General features: G+C 50.7%; 13 protein-coding genes. All 13 read right to left on the reverse strand.

All coding sequences use genetic code 11. From position 1 onward, the window contains the following. Positions 1–142: 142 nt before the first annotated feature. The 13 genes from mutT to murD all read right to left on the reverse strand — a co-directional run bounded on the left by mutT (position 143) and on the right by murD (position 18,154). Complete coding sequence (gene mutT / locus ACXAG2_RS11145; RefSeq protein ID WP_474842926.1) at positions 143–526, reverse strand: 8-oxo-dGTP diphosphatase MutT; 384 nt, start codon at positions 524–526, stop codon at positions 143–145. Then, entirely contained in the window at positions 526–3,240 is a 2,715-nt protein-coding gene (gene secA / locus ACXAG2_RS11150; RefSeq protein WP_474867001.1) for a preprotein translocase subunit SecA, read from the reverse strand. Before secA ends, mutT begins: the two co-directional genes overlap by 1 nt. Before the next feature lie 150 nt (positions 3,241–3,390). Continuing rightward, a complete protein-coding gene (locus ACXAG2_RS11155; protein ID WP_474842930.1) occupies positions 3,391–4,272 on the reverse strand; it encodes a M23 family metallopeptidase in 882 nt (293 codons plus the stop codon). Between the two features lie 139 nt (positions 4,273–4,411). Further along, entirely contained in the window at positions 4,412–7,543 is a 3,132-nt protein-coding gene (locus ACXAG2_RS11160) for a diguanylate cyclase (protein WP_474867003.1), read from the reverse strand. Positions 7,544–7,743: 200 nt separating this feature from the next. Further along, the gene (lpxC, locus tag ACXAG2_RS11165; RefSeq protein ID WP_474867006.1) at positions 7,744–8,655 is read right to left on the reverse strand and encodes a UDP-3-O-acyl-N-acetylglucosamine deacetylase; all 912 of its coding nucleotides are present in this window, start codon (positions 8,653–8,655) and stop codon (positions 7,744–7,746) included. Positions 8,656–8,805: 150 nt separating this feature from the next. After that, positions 8,806–9,969, reverse strand: a complete 1,164-nt coding sequence (gene ftsZ / locus ACXAG2_RS11170) for a cell division protein FtsZ (RefSeq protein WP_474867008.1) — start codon at positions 9,967–9,969, stop codon at positions 8,806–8,808. A gap of 110 nt (positions 9,970–10,079) precedes the next feature. Beyond that, positions 10,080–11,309: a cell division protein FtsA gene (gene ftsA, locus ACXAG2_RS11175; RefSeq protein ID WP_119502184.1), complete on the reverse strand. Its 1,230-nt coding sequence runs from the start codon at positions 11,307–11,309 to the stop codon at positions 10,080–10,082. A gap of 20 nt (positions 11,310–11,329) precedes the next feature. Continuing rightward, entirely contained in the window at positions 11,330–12,058 is a 729-nt protein-coding gene (locus ACXAG2_RS11180; protein ID WP_474847676.1) for a cell division protein FtsQ/DivIB, read from the reverse strand. A gap of 11 nt (positions 12,059–12,069) precedes the next feature. Continuing rightward, positions 12,070–13,014: a D-alanine--D-alanine ligase gene (locus ACXAG2_RS11185; RefSeq protein ID WP_474867011.1), complete on the reverse strand. Its 945-nt coding sequence runs from the start codon at positions 13,012–13,014 to the stop codon at positions 12,070–12,072. Beyond that, positions 13,014–14,459 (reverse strand): UDP-N-acetylmuramate--L-alanine ligase, encoded by a 1,446-nt coding sequence (gene murC / locus ACXAG2_RS11190; protein WP_474842941.1) that lies wholly within the window; start codon positions 14,457–14,459, stop codon positions 13,014–13,016. Before murC ends, ACXAG2_RS11185 begins: the two co-directional genes overlap by 1 nt. Continuing rightward, a complete protein-coding gene (murG, locus tag ACXAG2_RS11195) occupies positions 14,459–15,532 on the reverse strand; it encodes an undecaprenyldiphospho-muramoylpentapeptide beta-N-acetylglucosaminyltransferase (protein ID WP_474867013.1) in 1,074 nt (357 codons plus the stop codon). Before murG ends, murC begins: the two co-directional genes overlap by 1 nt. Then, a complete protein-coding gene (gene ftsW, locus ACXAG2_RS11200) occupies positions 15,525–16,847 on the reverse strand; it encodes a cell division protein FtsW (RefSeq protein WP_474867016.1) in 1,323 nt (440 codons plus the stop codon). Before ftsW ends, murG begins: the two co-directional genes overlap by 8 nt. Continuing rightward, a complete protein-coding gene (gene murD, locus ACXAG2_RS11205; RefSeq protein ID WP_474867019.1) occupies positions 16,844–18,154 on the reverse strand; it encodes a UDP-N-acetylmuramoyl-L-alanine--D-glutamate ligase in 1,311 nt (436 codons plus the stop codon). The genes ftsW and murD overlap by 4 nt, the downstream gene beginning before the upstream one ends.

The following is an 18,154-nucleotide window of genomic DNA, read 5'->3' on the forward strand; positions in this document are numbered from 1 at the left end:
CGTAGTCAGATTATAATACCGGACTTTTTTTGTATTTATTTCAAACATTACATGGCTGTAATGAAATAACAGGTTATAAATGTGAGAAACCCCGGCTTTTCATGGCCGGGGTTTCTGATTTGAAAGCAGACGCAGAGTAAGTTCAGCCCTGAAGCTTTTCTATGATCGCCACGTTCGCCGCGGGAAAATCTTCGGGCTCCAGTGCACAAAGCTTAAGCCACTTACCCTGTTGTCCTTCCAGACCGGCAGGTTCACCGGCGAAGTCCGTGACTGTATGAACATCAAGCAGTACCCGCTTATCTCCGTAATCGTGACCGATAACAGTCAGTGGCTGACTGGTTTGTATATCAATACCAATCTCTTCCTTAAGCTCACGGGCCAGTGCCTGAGTCACCGTTTCGCCGGCATCCACTTTACCACCGGGAAACTCCCACTTTCCGCCCTGATGTTTGTCGTCGGGCCGCTTACAGATATAAACGAACCCGTCACGAAGTACTACACCTACGGCTACATGCACTTCTTTCATTAAGACAGTTTACCGTGGCACTGTTTGTATTTTTTGCCAGAACCGCAAGGGCACGGGTCGTTACGGCCTACTTTAGGCCCCTGGCGCATTTCAGAACGGATGCCTGACTGGCCATCGGCCTCCGGTGCCTGTTCAGGTGCCTCTTCATGATTAAAGTTCTTAGGCACATCGTCAGCCTGACGACGCTGCTCTTCCACCTTTTCCACGTCAGATTCAGCTTTTACCTGCACACGGCTCAAGATGGTGATAACTTCCACTTTCAATGCTTCAAGCATACCCGAGAAGAGTTCAAAGGATTCACGCTTATATTCCTGCTTAGGATTCTTCTGGGCGTAACCACGCAGGTGAATACCCTGACGAAGGTGGTCCATAGCGGCCAGATGCTCTTTCCAGTGACTGTCGAGGTTTTGCAGCATGATCGCTTTTTCAAACTGACGCAGTACATCCGGGCCTACCGCATTTTCCTTTTCCTGATAAGCGCCTTCGATTTCTGTCAGAACACGCTCACGGAGTTTTTCTTCGTACAGCTTGTCATCGCTATCAAGCCATTTCTGCACTGGCAAGTCGACTTTAAAGTCTGCTTTCAGACGCTCTTCCAGCCCCGGTACATCCCACATTTCTTCCAGTGACTGGGGAGGAATGTACTCATCAACTACGCCATTCACCACGTCTACACGGATAGCTTTAATCGTTTCGCTGATATCGCCTTCATCCAGCAGTTCATTACGCTGCTCGTAAATGACCTTCCGCTGATCGTTAGCCACGTCATCGTATTCCAGCAATTGCTTACGGATATCGAAGTTACGGCCTTCTACTTTACGCTGGGCGTTTTCAATTGCGCGGGTTACCCACGGGTGCTCAATGGCTTCGCCATGCTCCATGCCCAGGCGCTTCATCATGCCAGCCATTTTCTCAGACGCGAAGATACGCATCAGTGCATCATCCAGCGACAGGTAGAAACGGCTGGAACCGGGATCGCCCTGACGGCCGGCACGACCACGTAACTGGTTGTCAATACGGCGTGATTCGTGACGCTCGGTACCAATGATATGCAAACCACCGGCATCGAGTACTTGCTGATGCAGCGCTTCCCATTCATCTTTCAGTTTCTTAAGTTGCGCTTCAGTAGGGTTTTCCAGTTTCTCAGCTTCGGCTTTCCAGTTACCGCCAAGCACAATATCTGTACCACGACCGGCCATGTTAGTCGCGATGGTAACAGCGCCGGGACGGCCGGCCTGAGCGATAATATCCGCTTCCTGTTCGTGGAACTTGGCGTTCAGCACTTTATGCGGCACTTTTTCTTTCTTCAGAAAGCGGGACAGCAGTTCAGAGTTTTCGATAGACACCGTACCGACCAGTACCGGCTGACCTTTTTTCACTGCAACACGGATGTCTGCCACAATGGCGTCGTATTTTTCCTGTGCAGTCAGATAAATCAGGTCGGCCATATCTTTACGGGCCATTGGACGGTTAGTCGGAATAACCACGGTTTCCAGTCCGTAAATAGACTGGAATTCAAAAGCTTCGGTATCGGCAGTACCTGTCATACCGGCAAGTTTGTCGTATAAACGGAAATAGTTCTGGAAGGTAATCGATGCCAGAGTCTGGTTCTCGTTCTGGATCTTCACGCCTTCTTTGGCCTCTACCGCCTGATGCAGGCCCTCAGACCAGCGACGGCCCTCCATTGTGCGGCCCGTGTGCTCATCAACAATGACGATTTGTTCGTCTTTTACGATGTAATCCACATCTTTCTGGAATAACTTGTGGGCACGCAATGCGGCATTGATATGGTGAAGCAGGGAAATATTACCGGCAGCAAACAGTGATTCACCTTCCGGCAGAATACCGTTACGTTGCAGTATTTCTTCAACGTGGATTTGTCCCCGCTCGGTCAGGTGAATCTGACGGGCTTTTTCATCAACGGTGTAATCGCCGTCGCCTTCCTGCCCTTCTTCGTCTTCTTTTTCCTGCTGAACCAGTTCAGGGATCACCGTATTAATTGCTCTGTACAGGTGAGAGCTGTCCTCGGCTGCACCGGAAATAATAAGCGGCGTTCTTGCCTCATCAATAAGAATAGAGTCAACCTCATCCACTACCGCGTAGTGCAGCGGGCGCTGAACGCGATCCTGCGGGCTGAAGGCCATATTGTCACGGAGGTAATCAAAACCAAATTCGTTGTTCGTTCCGTAAGTAACGTCGGCGTTGTAGGCCTCACGCTTCATATCCGGTGACATGCCGGGCACATTACACCCTACTGTCATGCCTAAGAATTCAAACAATTCGCGGGACCAGTCGGCATCACGGCGGGCCAGGTAATCGTTCACGGTAATAACGTGGACACCTTTAGCGGTCAGTGCATTCAGGTAAGTAGGTAAGGTCGCGGTAAGGGTTTTACCTTCACCGGTACGCATTTCTGCAATTTTACCTGTGTGCAGTACCATACCACCAATCATCTGTACGTCGAAGTGACGCATACCGTAAACGCGCTTACTGGCTTCACGTACGGTGGCAAAGGCATCGTTAAGGATATCTTCCGGGGTTTCACCTTTTTCCAAACGAGCTCTGAGTTCGGCAGTTTTCGCCTTTAGCTGCTCATCGCTTAACGCTTCGTATTCCTTTTCCAATGCGTTGATGGCATCGACGTTCTTTTTTAGTTTTTTTATGAGACGGTCGTTACGGCTACCGAATACTTTCCTCAGGATGCTTGCAAACATTTGGTTGATGATTCCACTACTTTTTTACGAGTTCCGGCATCCCGGTGGGCTCGTAGATTTAAAATAAATGACGCCGCGCACATCATGTGCATGGTTGTCACCCTATCTGTTTGTGCTGGTTTACCGGAGTAAACCTTTTCTGGCTGCTGCTTAACGTCTTTTGGTAACGTACGGCAGAGGATCGATTTGTTGCCCGTTTCTTATTACTTCGTAGTGAACATGAGCACCTGTGGAGCGGCCGGTACTACCCATCACTGCGATAGTCTGACCTTTTGTTACAACGTCACCGATAGCAACCGACAGTGCCTGATTGTGCCCGTACCGGGTCACCATTCCATCACCATGATCGATTTCTATCAGTAAGCCATAACCGTGACGTTCTCCTGCCCAGGTCACGATGCCTGCAGCAGTGGAAACAACGTCATCACCAGATTTACCCGCAAAGTCCAGCCCTTTGTGCATTGCTGGATTGCCGGTAAAAGGATCTGCGCGCATGCCGTAATAAGAAGACAACCATCCCGACGCTATTGGCCGGCCAGATAATTGACTCTGTTCATGGATATGATGCCCCCGGACAAGACTTTCAAGCATCGCCAGCTGCTGTTTTTTCGCAGACACAGTCTGCTGTAAAGCGGCGATTTGTTCCATCAGGGGTTCATTATCCACGTTTTTTGGCGAAGTGCCGGGGTCAAAGGCGTCTAAATCTTCTGCCTTCATCCCAAATTCAGCGGCAATTAATTTGCCTTTTTCATCAAGTTGCGACACCGTCGCATCCATTTCAGCGAGACGCTCTGCCAGAATTTGTAATTGCTGACGTGTGCTGGCGGCAAGTGCATCAACTTCTGCACCTCCGGCTTCATTAGCGGCCTGAGCAAGCTTAATTCTGGCAATATCTTCGGAAACGGAATCAGTGGAACGGCTGGAAACTAACATGAATAACGACGAGAGCACGGTAAAACTCACCAGTGTTCTCACACTGATGCTTTTCCTGTATCGCTTCTGCTTACCAATAAAGGTTATCGTTAGTTTCATCGGGCACTCTTAATAAAATCCGGACTAGTTTACCGCTGTTAATGCAAATGAACAAACCACAATCAGATACTCAGTGCGTTTTTTTCATACCCCGTAAGACAAGGTAAGAAGAATTGACGACAAAATACACGGAGGATGACTACTTTCTTTCCCGTAACGGAAAAATATTATTCTTCAGGTTACTCAGCGCCGCGAGAATATGCGGTGAACCTTCCATGTGGAAACGGTTACTGTTAACCAGCATCTCCGGCTTCTGTTTAATGACTTTTTCCGGTAAATCTTCTGCCACTGGTTGCTGCGGCTGTAACTGAAGCCAGCCTTCTTTCCCGCACCGCTTAACCATGTACATTGCTTTATCAGCCAGGATAAGGGTGTGAGACCATGTCCAGCCAGCCTCCCCGCTGGGCGGATGGTAACATACGCCAACAGAGCAGGTAGGCGGCGAACTGAGCCTTTGTTGGTGAGGCCAGCGCGTCAGCTCCATAGAACACATCAGGCGCCCGATAAATTCACTTACGGAAATGCCTGCATCCAGCACAATCAAAAACTCTTCGCCGCCCCAGCGGATAACGTGATCGGCACTGCGCACTTCCCTGCGCAAAATATCTGCGAATTTAACCAGAATATCGTCTCCGACAGCATGGCCTAATTCGTCGTTCAGGACTTTGAAATTATCGATATCGAGAATGATACAAAATACCCCCCGTTGCTGGCGGGCAGCCTTCGCAAGGACTTTATCGATAAAGGTATCGAGATAGCGACGGTTGTTAAGCCGGGTCAGGGAGTCGGTCAGGCTTGCCTGCTGCAATTGGTCGTTGGCTTCTGCAAGCTGCTTGTTTGCTTTATCAAGCTCCGCGGTGCGCGCAGTTACCATTGCCTCCAGTTGCAGTCTGGCGCGCTCCAGCCGGCGGGTTCTGATGTGGTATACCGCCCAGAAAGCGAGGACAGCGAACAACACAAATACCAGTCGCATCCATTGTTGTTCGTACCAGAAGGGCGGCATGGAAAAACGGAAAAAGGCAGGCTCTCCCCAGGCATTCCACTCTTTCAGGCGGGCTTCCACTTCAAATGTGTAATCGCCCGGGGGTAAATTCGTGTAAAACGCTTCCCGCCTGTTTCCGGCGTCAATCCAGTCACGGTCGTACCCGTTCAGGCGGTAACGGAATTCCAGTGCACTGTTACGGTAAAAACGGGGACTGGTGTAATTGATCTGAAGATTCCGCTCCCCCTCAGAGAGTAAAGCCCCCGACCTTGTCACGGATTCGCCCTGCACAATGATTTCATCGACTACCGGTACCAGTCCTCTGCGGTGAATGGCACTCAGAGTTAAATCAATGGTTGCCACTCCGTTGAGTGTGGGCAGATAGAGCATATTACCGTCAACAAGACCTTTCGCATTTCCCGCGCCGTTGCAGCAGCGGATCCCGTCAGTGTCTGATTCCGGGCCATAATCGTCCACAAGTATAGACACCTCCACCGGTGCACCGGCTTCAAGTGAACGCTTACTTATCTGATACACACCTTTCAGGCTGGAAATGACCAGATTGTCGTCTTGTTCAGCCATAAACATCACGCCGGATGCCGGTAGCTGACGTTCATCCGGCCAGTACCAGCCTGACTGCTGCTGAACCGCAAAGCCGGACTGAAAAGTCCCGACCAGCATACGGCCGTCTTTGAGTTGTCCGATATAGGCAATTGACACTGTGTTGAGAATGTCATCATTGACAGGTATCCGCTCACCCTTGCCGTTCAGGTGGATAAGGCCGCCGGTGGTGCCCGCCCAGATATCGCCTGTGTTGTCTGCAAACACAAAGCGGGTATTACCAATCTCTTCACCTTTACTAAACGAAACTTTTTGCAGCGTTTCCTGATCCCAGCGAAACAATCCGCCTGTAGAGGCCACCAGCACATCGCCGCCAGGAAACTCTTCAATGCCGTTAATTTGCATGCCATCAAGTTGCGGGAACCGCTGTAACACCTGGTAGTTTTCATCAAGGTGCACAAGGCCACTGCGGGTTCCCAGCCATAGAGTATTGTCTGTGGCCGTTAATATTGAATAGACCACGTGATTAGACAACCTGGCATCCTGTATTAGGGGCGTGAATTGATGATCTTTGAGCAGATAGAGCCCGGCATTCGTGCCGGCAAGGATCCCGTCCCCCTGCTTGCCAAAAGTCCAGACATAGGGTTCATCTAGCCCGGCCTTTTTACCCAGACGGGATGTTCCGTCATAGCGCAAACGCTGCAGACCGTGAGTGCGGCTTCCAAACCAAAGGTTGCCCGCTCTGTCTTCGAAGGCAGACACAAACCAGGGAGACGTCCTGCCTTTTATTTCGGTAACTTCTTCTACCAGAGTATGGCCGCTAAGTTGAAGAAGACGTTGCTTACCGCCTATCCATAGGTTGCCTTTACTGTCAGCAAATAACATCTCAATTGGATCGTTAATTACACCGGACGTGGTTTCATATGCACTGAGTTTGTCGCTGTCGCTGGCAATGAAAAGGCCTTCCGACGTCCCCACCAGAAGCTGTCCGCGATACTGCGCAAGGTGAATAATGTGCACGCCGGCAGGCAGCACGCTTGCGGGCACTGACTGGCTGATGTGTTGCCCGTCCAGATAACTCAGCCCGGTACTTGAGCCAATCCAGAGACGATGTTGATCTGTGGCGAGGGTTCGGATATGCCCGGCTTCCCCTGCTATGCGGTTTACATGGTCACCATTTGCTGACACCCGGAAAAGACCGTCTCCGGCAGCGTAAAGATATCCATTAAACCAGATAATATCGTTAATTGCTCCCAGAGACTTCCCGTCAAACAGCACTTCTTCTATTTGCCCGTCTTCCATTTTTAGCAAGTGATTTGATGTACCGACAAATAACCTGTCATCCGGTGTCACAAAGACTTTCCGCAGAATAGGATCGGAAAACAGTGGAGATGTTCTGCCATCAAAGACACGGAACCGGTTGCCATCAAACCTCGCCAGTCCTCCCTCTGTGGCTACCCATATAAAGCCGGTATTGTCTTCAGCAATACTAATGGCAGAGACCTGAGGCATATTGTTACGGGTATCCCAGATACGCTGATGATACTGACTGTAAGGAATAGTCGCCGGCGCTTCCTTAGCGACCGGAGCTGCAATTAGGTCCGCAGGGAAAAGAAACAGGAATACCAATGCATAAAAAAACAGTAAAGCTGGCAGGCAGCGGACAAATACCGGTTCAATCCGGCCTTGATGCGTTGAAAGAATAGCGGGACAACCCTGAGTGCTCATAGGCAGTGTACATTCCCCGAAAATTAAAACATGAATTGCGCGTACAACAGATCGTTGTCTGTTTATATGGAGAGTTTACCACTAAGGATAGTTCACTTCCCTTTGAAGTGATTAATCTTTTGGAGAGTTTTGGTATTAAAAATTTACATCAGGTACAAAAAAAACCGCCTGTAAAAGGCGGTTTTCAAACAAGAATTTATTTATGCTATGACGGGCTCTGCATACCGGATGGGCATCTCATCCTGGTTTTCATAAGTGATATATTCCCAGCAATCTTTCTTCTCCAGCACAGCATTCAACAATTTGTTGTTCAGGCCGTGACCGGTTTTATAGGCTGCCAGTTCACCAATGATGCTGTGACCACCCATATAAAGGTCACCCACTGCGTCCAGAACCTTATGCTTCAGGAATTCGTCATCATAACGCAAACCTTCAGGGTTCAGAATACGGAACTCGTCCAGAGCAACAGCATTTTCCATGCTGCCACCCAGTGCCAGATTGTTCGCGTTCATGTACTCAAGGTCGCGCATGAAACCGAATGTCCGGGCACGGCTGACTTCTTTTACATACGAACAACTGTCAAAATCCATCACCATATGCTGATTAGTCTGACTAATCACAGGATGATCGAAATCGATACGGAAATCCACGCGAAAACCATCGTAAGGACGTAACTCGGCCCACTTGTCTCCGTCTTCAACCCGCACTGTCTTCGTGATACGGATAAAACGCTTAGGCGCATTCAGCTCTTCAATACCTGCAGATTGCAGTAAGAAAACGAACGGGCTGGCGCTGCCATCCATAATCGGCAGTTCGTTGCTGTCTACTTCAACAATGATGTTGTCAATGCCCAGACCAGCTAACGCTGAAGCAAGGTGTTCCACAGTGTGGATACTGACACCATCTTCATTGTTTACACACGTACACAGCATGGTGTTACCCACCGCGTTTGCACGCGCATGGATATCCACATAGGGTTCCAGGTCAATGCGTCGGAACACAATTCCTGTGTTCGCAGGCGCAGGCCGGAGAGTCATAGTGACCTTTTCCCCTTTGTGTAAACCAATACCGGTCTCTTGTACCGATTGTTTGATTGTACGTTGTCTAATCATTTCGTTGCTTTTACCTGTTCAAAAAGCGGTCGCGTACTATATAGACAAAAGTTTATTTTGTCAAATTTCTGTCACACTTGACCTTGGTTAAACACCAACTTCTTATACATTGACAACAATTCCGGAGAAAAATTCCCCGAAATGAACAGCTTAGTCTGCCTGTTTACGCAAGAATGCCGGAATATCCAGATATTCTAAATCGTTGTTCGGCTGTGCTTCACTTTCTACTTTCAGTGCCTGGTTACCATCGGTAGAGCCTACAGCGCGGGCTTCGCTGGTACTTGAAGTACCGAACTCGCGGGCTGCACCGGATAAACGGGAACCTTCAGAACTTACCAGTGAAATGTCAGGCTTACGCTCTGCGCCGATACCGGTTGCAACAACCGTTACACGCAGTTCGTCGGCCATTTCCATATCGATAACCGTACCCACAACCACGGTAGCATTTTCAGATGCAAACGCTTTAACGGCGTTACCCACAGTTTCGAATTCGTCGATGGAGAAATCAGGGCCGGCAGTGATATTCACCAGAATACCCCGTGCACCGGACAGATCGATGTCTTCAAGCAGCGGACAGGCGATAGCGGCTTCTGCAGCTTCTTCAGCACGGTCTGCACCGGATGCAACACCGTTACCCATCATCGCAGTACCCATTTCAGACATCACGGTTTTTACGTCGGCGAAGTCAACGTTAATCAGACCAGGACGGGTGATCAGTTCAGCAATACCCTGCACCGCACCATTGAGTACGTTGTTGGCTTCGCTGAAAGCTTGCAGAAGCGGCGTGCCCGGGCCCATCACTTTAAGCAACTTTTCGTTTGGAATGGTGATCAGTGAATCAACGTTTTTCGCTAACTCAACGATACCCTGTTCAGCAAAAGCAGTACGCTTTTTACCTTCAAACGGGAAAGGCTTGGTCACTACAGCAACCGTCAGAATGCCCATTTCGCGGGCAACTCTGGCAACTTCAGGCGCAGCACCTGTACCTGTACCACCGCCCATACCGGCAGTGATAAACACCATGTCAGCGCCGTCTAAAGCCTGACGGATGGTTTCGCGATCTTCCTGAGCGGCTTCACGGCCGATATTCGGATCAGCTCCGGCACCGAGACCTTTCGTCAGCGATGAACCGATTTGCAGTGTCACGTCTGCGCTAGAGCTGCGCAATACCTGAGCGTCAGTGTTCACCGCGATGAACTCTACGCCTTCAATATTCTGTGCCACCATGTGTTCTACAGCATTACCGCCGCCGCCACCGACGCCGATAACTTTGATTACGGCTTCTTCGCCGTGGCTATCCATTAACTCAAACATACTTACTCTCCGGATTGGTACGTCTTACAACACTAAGCCAGGTCATAGTTACGCCGGTCGGATGCCTCCGTGCGACCGTATGCCGTAGTCTTAGCGCCCCCAAAATAAAATTAAAATTCACCTTTAAACCAGCTTTGCACCCGTTGAAAGAAACTTTCGCCGGACTTCTGCTTACTGGATTTTTTATTATCACTTTGCATTTTGCCGTAGTGGAGCAAGCCCACCACAGTTGCAAAACTTGCGTCATCGGTATATTCCGATAACCCGCGCATATTTATTGGTTTGCCCACTCTCACAGGCATCTGGAAGATTTCTTCCGCAAATTCAACAGCCCCTTCCATCTTGGCGGTACCGCCGGTCAGAACCAGGCCTGCTGCAATTTGTTCTTCAAAACCGCTGGCACGGATCTCTTTATGCACCAGCTCAAATAATTCCTGATAACGAGGTTCAATCACCTCTGCCAGGGTGTGTCTGGACATAGCTCTGGCTGGACGACCGCCCACACTGGGCACCTCGATATTCTCTTCCATACTGACCATGTCTTTCAGCGCACAGGCATAATTCACCTTGATCTCTTCCGCATTACTAATAGGAGTGCGGAAAATCTTGGCAATATCACTGGTTATCTGGTTCCCCGCCACAGGGATCACAGCAGTGTGACGAATTGCGCCGTCGGTGTAAATAACGATATCCATGGTGCCACCACCGATATCCACCACACAAACACCTAATTCACGTTCGTCATCAGTTAATACAGCGTAACTGGATGCCAGAGCAGAGAAAATAAGCTGATCTGAGCTCAAATCACAACGCTCGATACACTTCACCAGATTTTTTGCCATATCATCGGCACAGGTGATGATATGGGCTTCAGCTTCCATACGGACGCCGGACATGCCAACCGGATTTTTAATCCCTTCCTGCACATCAATCGTAAATTCCTGCGGCAGCACATGAAGCAGGCGGCGTTCTGACGCAATAGGCACCGAGCGCGCTGCATGAATCACGTTATCCACGTCTTCCTGTGTCACTTCCTGGTTGTTGATCGGTACCATGCCACTTTCGTTCTGGCACTTCACATGACGGCCGGAAATGGACATGAATACGGATGAAACCTGACAATCGGCCATCAACTCCATTTCACTGACTGCACGTTGTACAGATTTCACTACCAGGTTGAGATCGTTTACGCCACCTTTATCCATACCCTGCGCAGCATGCGTGCCTACACCAACAATGCTGATCTGGTCATCGGCCAGTAATTCGCCGACAACGGCTTTCACCTGGCTGGTACCGATATCCAGTCCGACAATCAGGTTGCGTTCAGCAGGTTTTGACATGGTATTCCTAAACTCTCTCATTAACTTTTTTCGTCTTGTGCATCCTGCCAGCCGACTGCCAGCCCGGTGTCGTAGCGTAAATCCACATACTTCACCGCTTTAGGTTGCTTCGCCAGCAACGGATACACATCGATGAACCGTTGCAACCGATCTATAAATTCCTGTCTGCCCAGATTCAGCTCAATGCCATTGGCCAGCTGAATCTGCCAGGCAAACCGCTCGCTTAACGTCAGCTCTGCGATAGGCATGGCAGTGGTAGCCAACAATGACTGCATGGCGTTGTAGCCCTCCAGCGCGGTTTTCTCACTGCCGCCCGGTCCGAAAAGCCTGGGCAGCGTCATGTCGTCCACACTGGCGCTGAATGTGTCCCCGTAGGGATTCAGCAAAAAGTCATCGTTCCACTGCGCCACCGGCTTTTGCTCGACCAGATAAATCTTTAACGTATTTGGCCATTGCTTACGTACCGATGCGCGATAAATCCATGGCTGGGCTTCCACCAGCTTGTAAACTTCATTGACGTCCAGCGAGAAAAAACTTCCCGGTTGTGACTTGCGGATCAGACGCTCCAGCCTGGTTACATCCACATGGCTGAACTCGCCGGAAAAATCCACCACCTGTACCGGTGCTCTCTGGGCATCCTGCAGGTAATCCTGAATTTTAATGCCGCCCACAATCAGACCACCAATGACCGCGAGCAGAAATGCCACGCCGGACCAGAATTGAATCTTCTTGTGCTTCGCCTTTGTCATGCAAGCTCCGTTTAGTCTGATGAGAGACTGGTCGCCAGAATTTCCAGCGTCAGTTCATCAAAACTCAAACCGGCCACTTTCGCCGCTTTCGGCACCAGACTTTTTTCAGTCATGCCGGGTACGGTATTCGCTTCAAGCAAGTAGAACGTGCCATCAGCAGCCTGCATTACGTCAATGCGGCCCCAGCCGCTGCAAGACAATGCATTGAACGCACGAAGCGACAATGCTGCCAGTTCAGCTTCTTTGTCTTCCGACAAACCACCGGGGCATTGATACACGGTTGTATCGTCCTGATACTTGGCCGCGTAATCGTAAAAAGTATGGGGGGTAGACATGCGGATCGACGGCAATGCCCTGCCCTGCAAAACAGAGACAGTGAACTCGGGGCCATCGATGTACTGCTCTAACAGGACCTGATTATCATATTGAAAGGCGTCCTGAACGGCAGTTTCTAGTTGTTTAGCGCTTGTCACTCTCGCCATCCCGATACTGGAACCTTCGCGGGCTGGTTTGACCATGACTTCATTCCCCAATTCCATCATTATAGCCCCGCATGATCCAGCTTCAAAGTCACTTTTGTCAGCAATTTGATATTTTGCGGTAGATAAACCAAGACATTGCCAGATTTGTTTGGTATGGATCTTATCCATCGCCAGCGCAGACCCCAGCACGCCACTGCCGGTATAGGGGATTTTCAGGTGCTGTAATGCGCCCTGCATCGCACCGTCTTCGCCACCACGTCCGTGCAACATGATTAACACACGATCAGCTTTTTCATCAACTAATTCAGTAAGTTGACGCTCAGCAGGGTCAAATGCGAAGGCATCTACTCCCTGCCTTAGCAGGGCATTCAGTACCGCTTTCCCCGAGTTCAGCGATACTGCACGCTCAGCAGAATCACCACCAAACATTACTGCTACACGACCAAATTTTTGTGGATTTACCTGTTCAGCCATCACTGCCACTCACGTTGAAATTTTTTTGGTTCCAATTCAGATTTTGCCAGTTTTTTAGCAATCTGGCCGATATTACCGGCTCCCTGGGTCATGATCACGTCGTTTTCCTGCATCACACTGGCAAGAATTTCTGCCAGAGAATCCGGTTCACCCACGTAAACAGGTTCCACCTGGCCTCTTAAACGGATGGACCGGCAGAGTGCTTTACTGTCAGCACCCTCAATGGGCTGTTCACTGGCGGCATACACATCCAGCAATAACAGCACATCCACTTGTGAGAGCACTTCAACAAAATCTTCATATAAGTCGCGGGTACGTGTGTAACGGTGTGGCTGATACACCATGACCAGCCGCTTATCCGGCCAGTTAGTACGGGCCGCCGCGATGGTTGCCCTGACTTCAGTCGGATGATGGCCGTAATCATCAACCAGGCACACATCACCTTTGCTGGTCGTAAACTCGCCCAGTACTTCAAACCGGCGTCCGATACCGCCAAAGGATTTCAGTGCCGTCACGATAGCGTCGTCACCGACCCCTTCATCTGTGGCGACAGCAATGGCAGCAAGGGCATTGAGCACATTATGCATGCCGGTGAGATTCAGCGTGACATTCAGTACCGGCCTGTCAGGACGGATCACGTCAAACTGCGCCTGACCGAACCTGAGTTCAATATTTTCTGCGCGCACATCGTTACCCGGCTCAATACCGTAAGTAAGGATGTTGCGGCCAATTTTCGGCCGCAGAGAACGGATCACTTCATCATCACCACACAAAATGGCCTGTCCGTAGAATGGCAGGTTATGCAGAAACTCCAGATAGGTGTCTTTCATTTTGTTGAAATCACCTTCATAGGTACCCATGTGGTCCGGCTCAATATTGGTCACCACGGACACCATAGGCTGAAGATGCAGAAACGACGCATCGCTTTCGTCTGCTTCAGCAATCAGATAGCGGCTCTTACCCAAACGTGCGTTTGTGCCCGCACTGTTAAGCAGACCACCGATAACAAATGTGGGATCCCAGCCGGCTTCGGCAAAAATAGTGGAAATCAGGCTGGTCGTGGTAGTTTTTCCGTGGGTACCCGCAATGGCAATACCATGACGGAAGCGCATAAGTTCAGCCAGCATTTCGGCCCGGCGGATAATAGGAATGCGGTGTTCACGGGCATAGCGGATTTCCGGATTTGACTCGTTGATCGCGCTGGAGACCACCACCACATCAGACGCTGTAACATTGTCTTCATGATGGCCAATAAAGATTTCAGCACCCAGCTCTTCCAGCCGTGCTGTCATCGCACCGGCCTGTATATCTGAGCCGGCGATATCATAGCCTTCGTTCAGTAGTACTTCTGCAATACCGCCCATGCCCGCGCCACCGATACCGATGAAGAAAATGCGCTTCACTTTACGCATCTGCGGGTTTTGGAATGGTTTTTCACCTACCATTACGCTTTGTCTCCTGTCAGCAGGGCACACTGTTCTGCGACCCGCTGTGTTGCATTGGTTATCGCTGACTGACGGGCTTTTCTGCCAGCGGCCAGACAGGATTGGGGATGACGCAGCCAGTTTTCCAGCACTTTGCCCAGCCCGCTTTGTAATTCTGTTTGCGGTAATAACACCGCAGCCCCGGCCTCTACCAGAGACAGGGCATTCTTTGTCTGATGATCATCAACAGCATGAGGCAGTGGCACAAACACCGCAGGTAACCCCGCCGCTGCCACTTCAGCTACAGTCAGTGCGCCGGCACGGCAAACGATAAAGTCAGCCCAGTCATAGGCTGCCGCCATATCTTTAATAAATTCACTGACCTGCACATCCACACTGCCACTGGCATAAGCACTTCGAACCGCTTCTGCATTACCTTTCCCGGCTTGGTGACGGATAGTTAACCCATAGAGATTCTTGCATACTGCAGGCACAGCCTCATTGAGCGCTTTCGCTCCCAGGCTGCCACCAATCACCAGCATACGCAACGGCGAATGGGTTTCTTTTTTCGGCGCGATTGCCACAATATCCCGACGCACCGGATTACCCACCGTCATGCATTTGCTTGCTGCACTGCCAAACCCGCCTCTGGCATTATCGAAGCCCAGTAAAATGCGCTTTGCCAGTTTACCCAGCATACGGTTTGTCATACCTGCGGCCGCATTCTGCTCATGCACGATTAAAGGAATTCCCCGTAACCACGCAGCAACACCACCCGGTCCGCTGGCATAACCGCCAAAGCCAATGACCACATCAGGCTTGAGTGAGGAAATCAGTTTTCCGGCTTCTGCCATGCCTTTCATCAGCGCCATAAATCCGCTGGCTCTGGCTGATAACCCTTTACCCCGTAACCCTTTCACGTGGATAAAATGGATGGGGAATCCGTTTTCAGGCACAACCTGCGCTTCCATCCTTTCTGCGGTGCCGAGCCAGTGTACATCCCAGCCGTCGGCTTTCAGCGCATGTGCAACGGCAAGTCCGGGAAACACGTGTCCGCCGGTACCGCCAGCCATGATAAGACAGCGCTTAGTCATTCAACGCCCCCTTTTCTACTTCTTCTAACATGGCTCTGATATCTTCTTTACTCTTTTGTTCCGGTTGTTCACCGTCTTCAGCAGCTGAGGAAACCGGAGCCGGCTTCTTCTTACGTTTATCTTTCCGGCCGATAGCCTGAACACCGTCGACCCGCAATTCAAAATCTATCCGCAGCAACATGGCCACCGACACCATCATCACGATCAGGCTGGTACCGCCATAACTGATAAGTGGCAGTGTTAAACCTTTCGTGGGCAGAATGCCGGCACTGGCACCAACATTTACGGCAGTCTGGAAGCTCAGCCAGATCCCGATGCTGTAAGCCAGATATCCTTCGAAAGGCCGTTGCTTAGCCAGTGCGTGATTGCCGATTTTCAGAGCCCGGACAACGAGGAAAAGAATGAGTCCCAGCACAATCAGCACACCGGTGAAGCCCAGTTCTTCGGCCAGAATTGCCATAATGAAATCGGAGTGAGCCTGAGTCAGAAACTCCAGCTTCTGGTAGCTGTTGCCCAGCCCCTGTCCGAACCAGCTGCCCCGGCCATAGGCCATTAACGACTGAGTAAGCTGATAACCGCTGCCAAAGGGATCGGCCCAGGGATCAAGGAAAGACGTGACCCGCCGCATGCGGTATTCTTCAAAAACGATCAGGAACACGATGGCCAGTAAGCCCACAAACACGATGGCAAAGAACTGCCAGAGCCTTGCGCCCACCAGAAATAACAGTCCCATTGTGGTGGTGAACATTACCACCGCAGTACCGAAATCCGGCTGCAGCAGCAGTAAGCAGGCGAGTACAAAGAACACCACCAGCGGCTTAATAAAGCCTTTAATGTTTTCTGTCACCTCTTCATAACGGCGCACCAGATAACCGGCCAGATAAGTAAAGAAGAACAGTTTGGCAGGTTCCGCCGGTTGTAAGGTCAGCGGCCCTATTACAATCCAGCGGGTACTACCGTTAATAGAACGCCCCATCACCAGTACCGCCAGCAGCATCACAATGGCAGCCAGCAATAACCAGGGATTGATTACACGCCAGAAACTCATGGGCACCTGCAGCACCACACCGGCAGACAAAATGGCGACAAGAAGATAAATGCCGTGACGGATGGAAAAATAAAAGGGATTACCGTACAAACGGTCAGCCACGGGCATGGAAGCGGAGGTCACTATTACCAGCCCTAGTGTTGCCAGCGCCAGTGCCACCAGAATCAGACCGGCATCATAAGGTGACGCGGATTTTGCCGCACAGTGACGCTGAGAAAAAATCTCAGATAATTTTGTGCCTGTTTGCTCAGACGCTGCTGTACTCATTTACCGGATACTCCGTGAACCGCTTCAGCAAAAACCCGTGCCCGGTGAGCATAATTATTAAACATATCGATACTGGCACAGGCCGGAGACAACAGCACCATATCGCCGGGCTCAGCCTGTTGAGCTGCCAGTTGAACCGCAGAAGGTAAATCGGGTAAATAATGTGCCCCCGGGATCAGGTCGCTGATTTGTCTGCCATCTTTTCCGATGGTAAGCACCAAATCCACATACTGCAGCAAGGGTTCCCTGAGTACGGACAAATCAGCCCCTTTGCCATCTCCGCCGGCAATTAAAATCAGTTTTCCGGTTTTATCCCGGCCCAGTCCTTCCAGAGCCGCCAGCGTGGCGCCGGCATTTGTCGCTTTAGAGTCGTCAATCCAGCGTACGCCTTGTGTATTGGCGATTTCCACACAGCGGTGGGGAGCCGGCTCAAAGGTCTTTACTCCGTTGCAGGCGGTTTCAATACTCACGCCGGCAACAAGCGCCATTGCCAGTGCGGCCTGAATATTCAGCACGTTGTGTGTACCTACCAGCTTTACTTCACTCATAGGCAAAACAGCTTTGCCCTGCAAGGTAATCGCCTGATTGACAAAGCCGAAGCCGGTTTTACTTTCGCTGGCCTGGTAGAGTGTCGTTTCAGCAACGTGAGACTGAGGAATGGTTTCCGGATGTCCCTGCCAGATAACAGCATGCTGACAATGCGCAAAAATACGCTGCTTAGCGTTTGCATATGCTGCCATGGTGCCATGCCGGTCAAGGTGGTCATCACTCACGTTCAGAATCGTGGCGGCGAGTAAATTTAAAGATGATGTGGTTTCAAGCTGGAAGCTGGACAACTCCAGCACCATATAATCAAATCCTTCACCAATGGTGTCCAGTACCGGACGGCCAACATTGCCGGCAGCACAGGCCTTCAGTCCGGCCTGATTAAGAATATGGGTAAGCAGAAGCGTGACGGTGGTTTTTCCGTTTGAACCGGTAATGCCGAAAGCCGGCGTGCGCGACAATCGTGCAAACAGCTCGATATCACCAATGACTTCCACACCAGACAGCGCAGCACTTTTCACCGACGGATGGGACGGCGAAATCCCCGGACTGAGCACGAGGGTATCAACATTTTCCCAGTACCCCGGCGGCACTTCACCGGCGGTGACAGGAACAGTGATATTGTCAGGTACTCTGGCGTCCGGTCTGGTATCCCAGACTTTCACTGACGCACCGGTTTCTGTTAAAAAGCGCACAACAGACTGACCGGTCATTCCCAGACCAGCCACGACAACATGTTGTGATGCCAGCAATTCGTTCAT

It is taken from the genome of Alteromonas sp. ABH4_456 (genome assembly GCF_056160645.1).

Excerpts from the sequence above, each read along its gene's own strand:
- mutT (WP_474842926.1), bottom strand. The coding sequence starts at position 526 with ATGAAAGAAGTGCATGTAGCCGTAGGTGTAGTACTTCGTGACGGGTTC.
- secA (WP_474867001.1), bottom strand. The coding sequence starts at position 3,240 with ATGTTTGCAAGCATCCTGAGGAAAGTATTCGGTAGCCGTAACGACCGT.
- ACXAG2_RS11155 (WP_474842930.1), bottom strand. The coding sequence starts at position 4,272 with ATGAAACTAACGATAACCTTTATTGGTAAGCAGAAGCGATACAGGAAA.
- ACXAG2_RS11160 (WP_474867003.1), bottom strand. The coding sequence starts at position 7,543 with ATGAGCACTCAGGGTTGTCCCGCTATTCTTTCAACGCATCAAGGCCGG.
- lpxC (WP_474867006.1), bottom strand. The coding sequence starts at position 8,655 with ATGATTAGACAACGTACAATCAAACAATCGGTACAAGAGACCGGTATT.
- ftsZ (WP_474867008.1), bottom strand. The coding sequence starts at position 9,969 with ATGTTTGAGTTAATGGATAGCCACGGCGAAGAAGCCGTAATCAAAGTT.
- ftsA (WP_119502184.1), bottom strand. The coding sequence starts at position 11,309 with ATGTCAAAACCTGCTGAACGCAACCTGATTGTCGGACTGGATATCGGT.
- ACXAG2_RS11180 (WP_474847676.1), bottom strand. The coding sequence starts at position 12,058 with ATGACAAAGGCGAAGCACAAGAAGATTCAATTCTGGTCCGGCGTGGCA.
- ACXAG2_RS11185 (WP_474867011.1), bottom strand. The coding sequence starts at position 13,014 with ATGGCTGAACAGGTAAATCCACAAAAATTTGGTCGTGTAGCAGTAATG.
- murC (WP_474842941.1), bottom strand. The coding sequence starts at position 14,459 with ATGGTAGGTGAAAAACCATTCCAAAACCCGCAGATGCGTAAAGTGAAG.
- murG (WP_474867013.1), bottom strand. The coding sequence starts at position 15,532 with ATGACTAAGCGCTGTCTTATCATGGCTGGCGGTACCGGCGGACACGTG.
- ftsW (WP_474867016.1), bottom strand. The coding sequence starts at position 16,847 with ATGAGTACAGCAGCGTCTGAGCAAACAGGCACAAAATTATCTGAGATT.
- murD (WP_474867019.1), bottom strand. The coding sequence starts at position 18,154 with ATGAACGAATTGCTGGCATCACAACATGTTGTCGTGGCTGGTCTGGGA.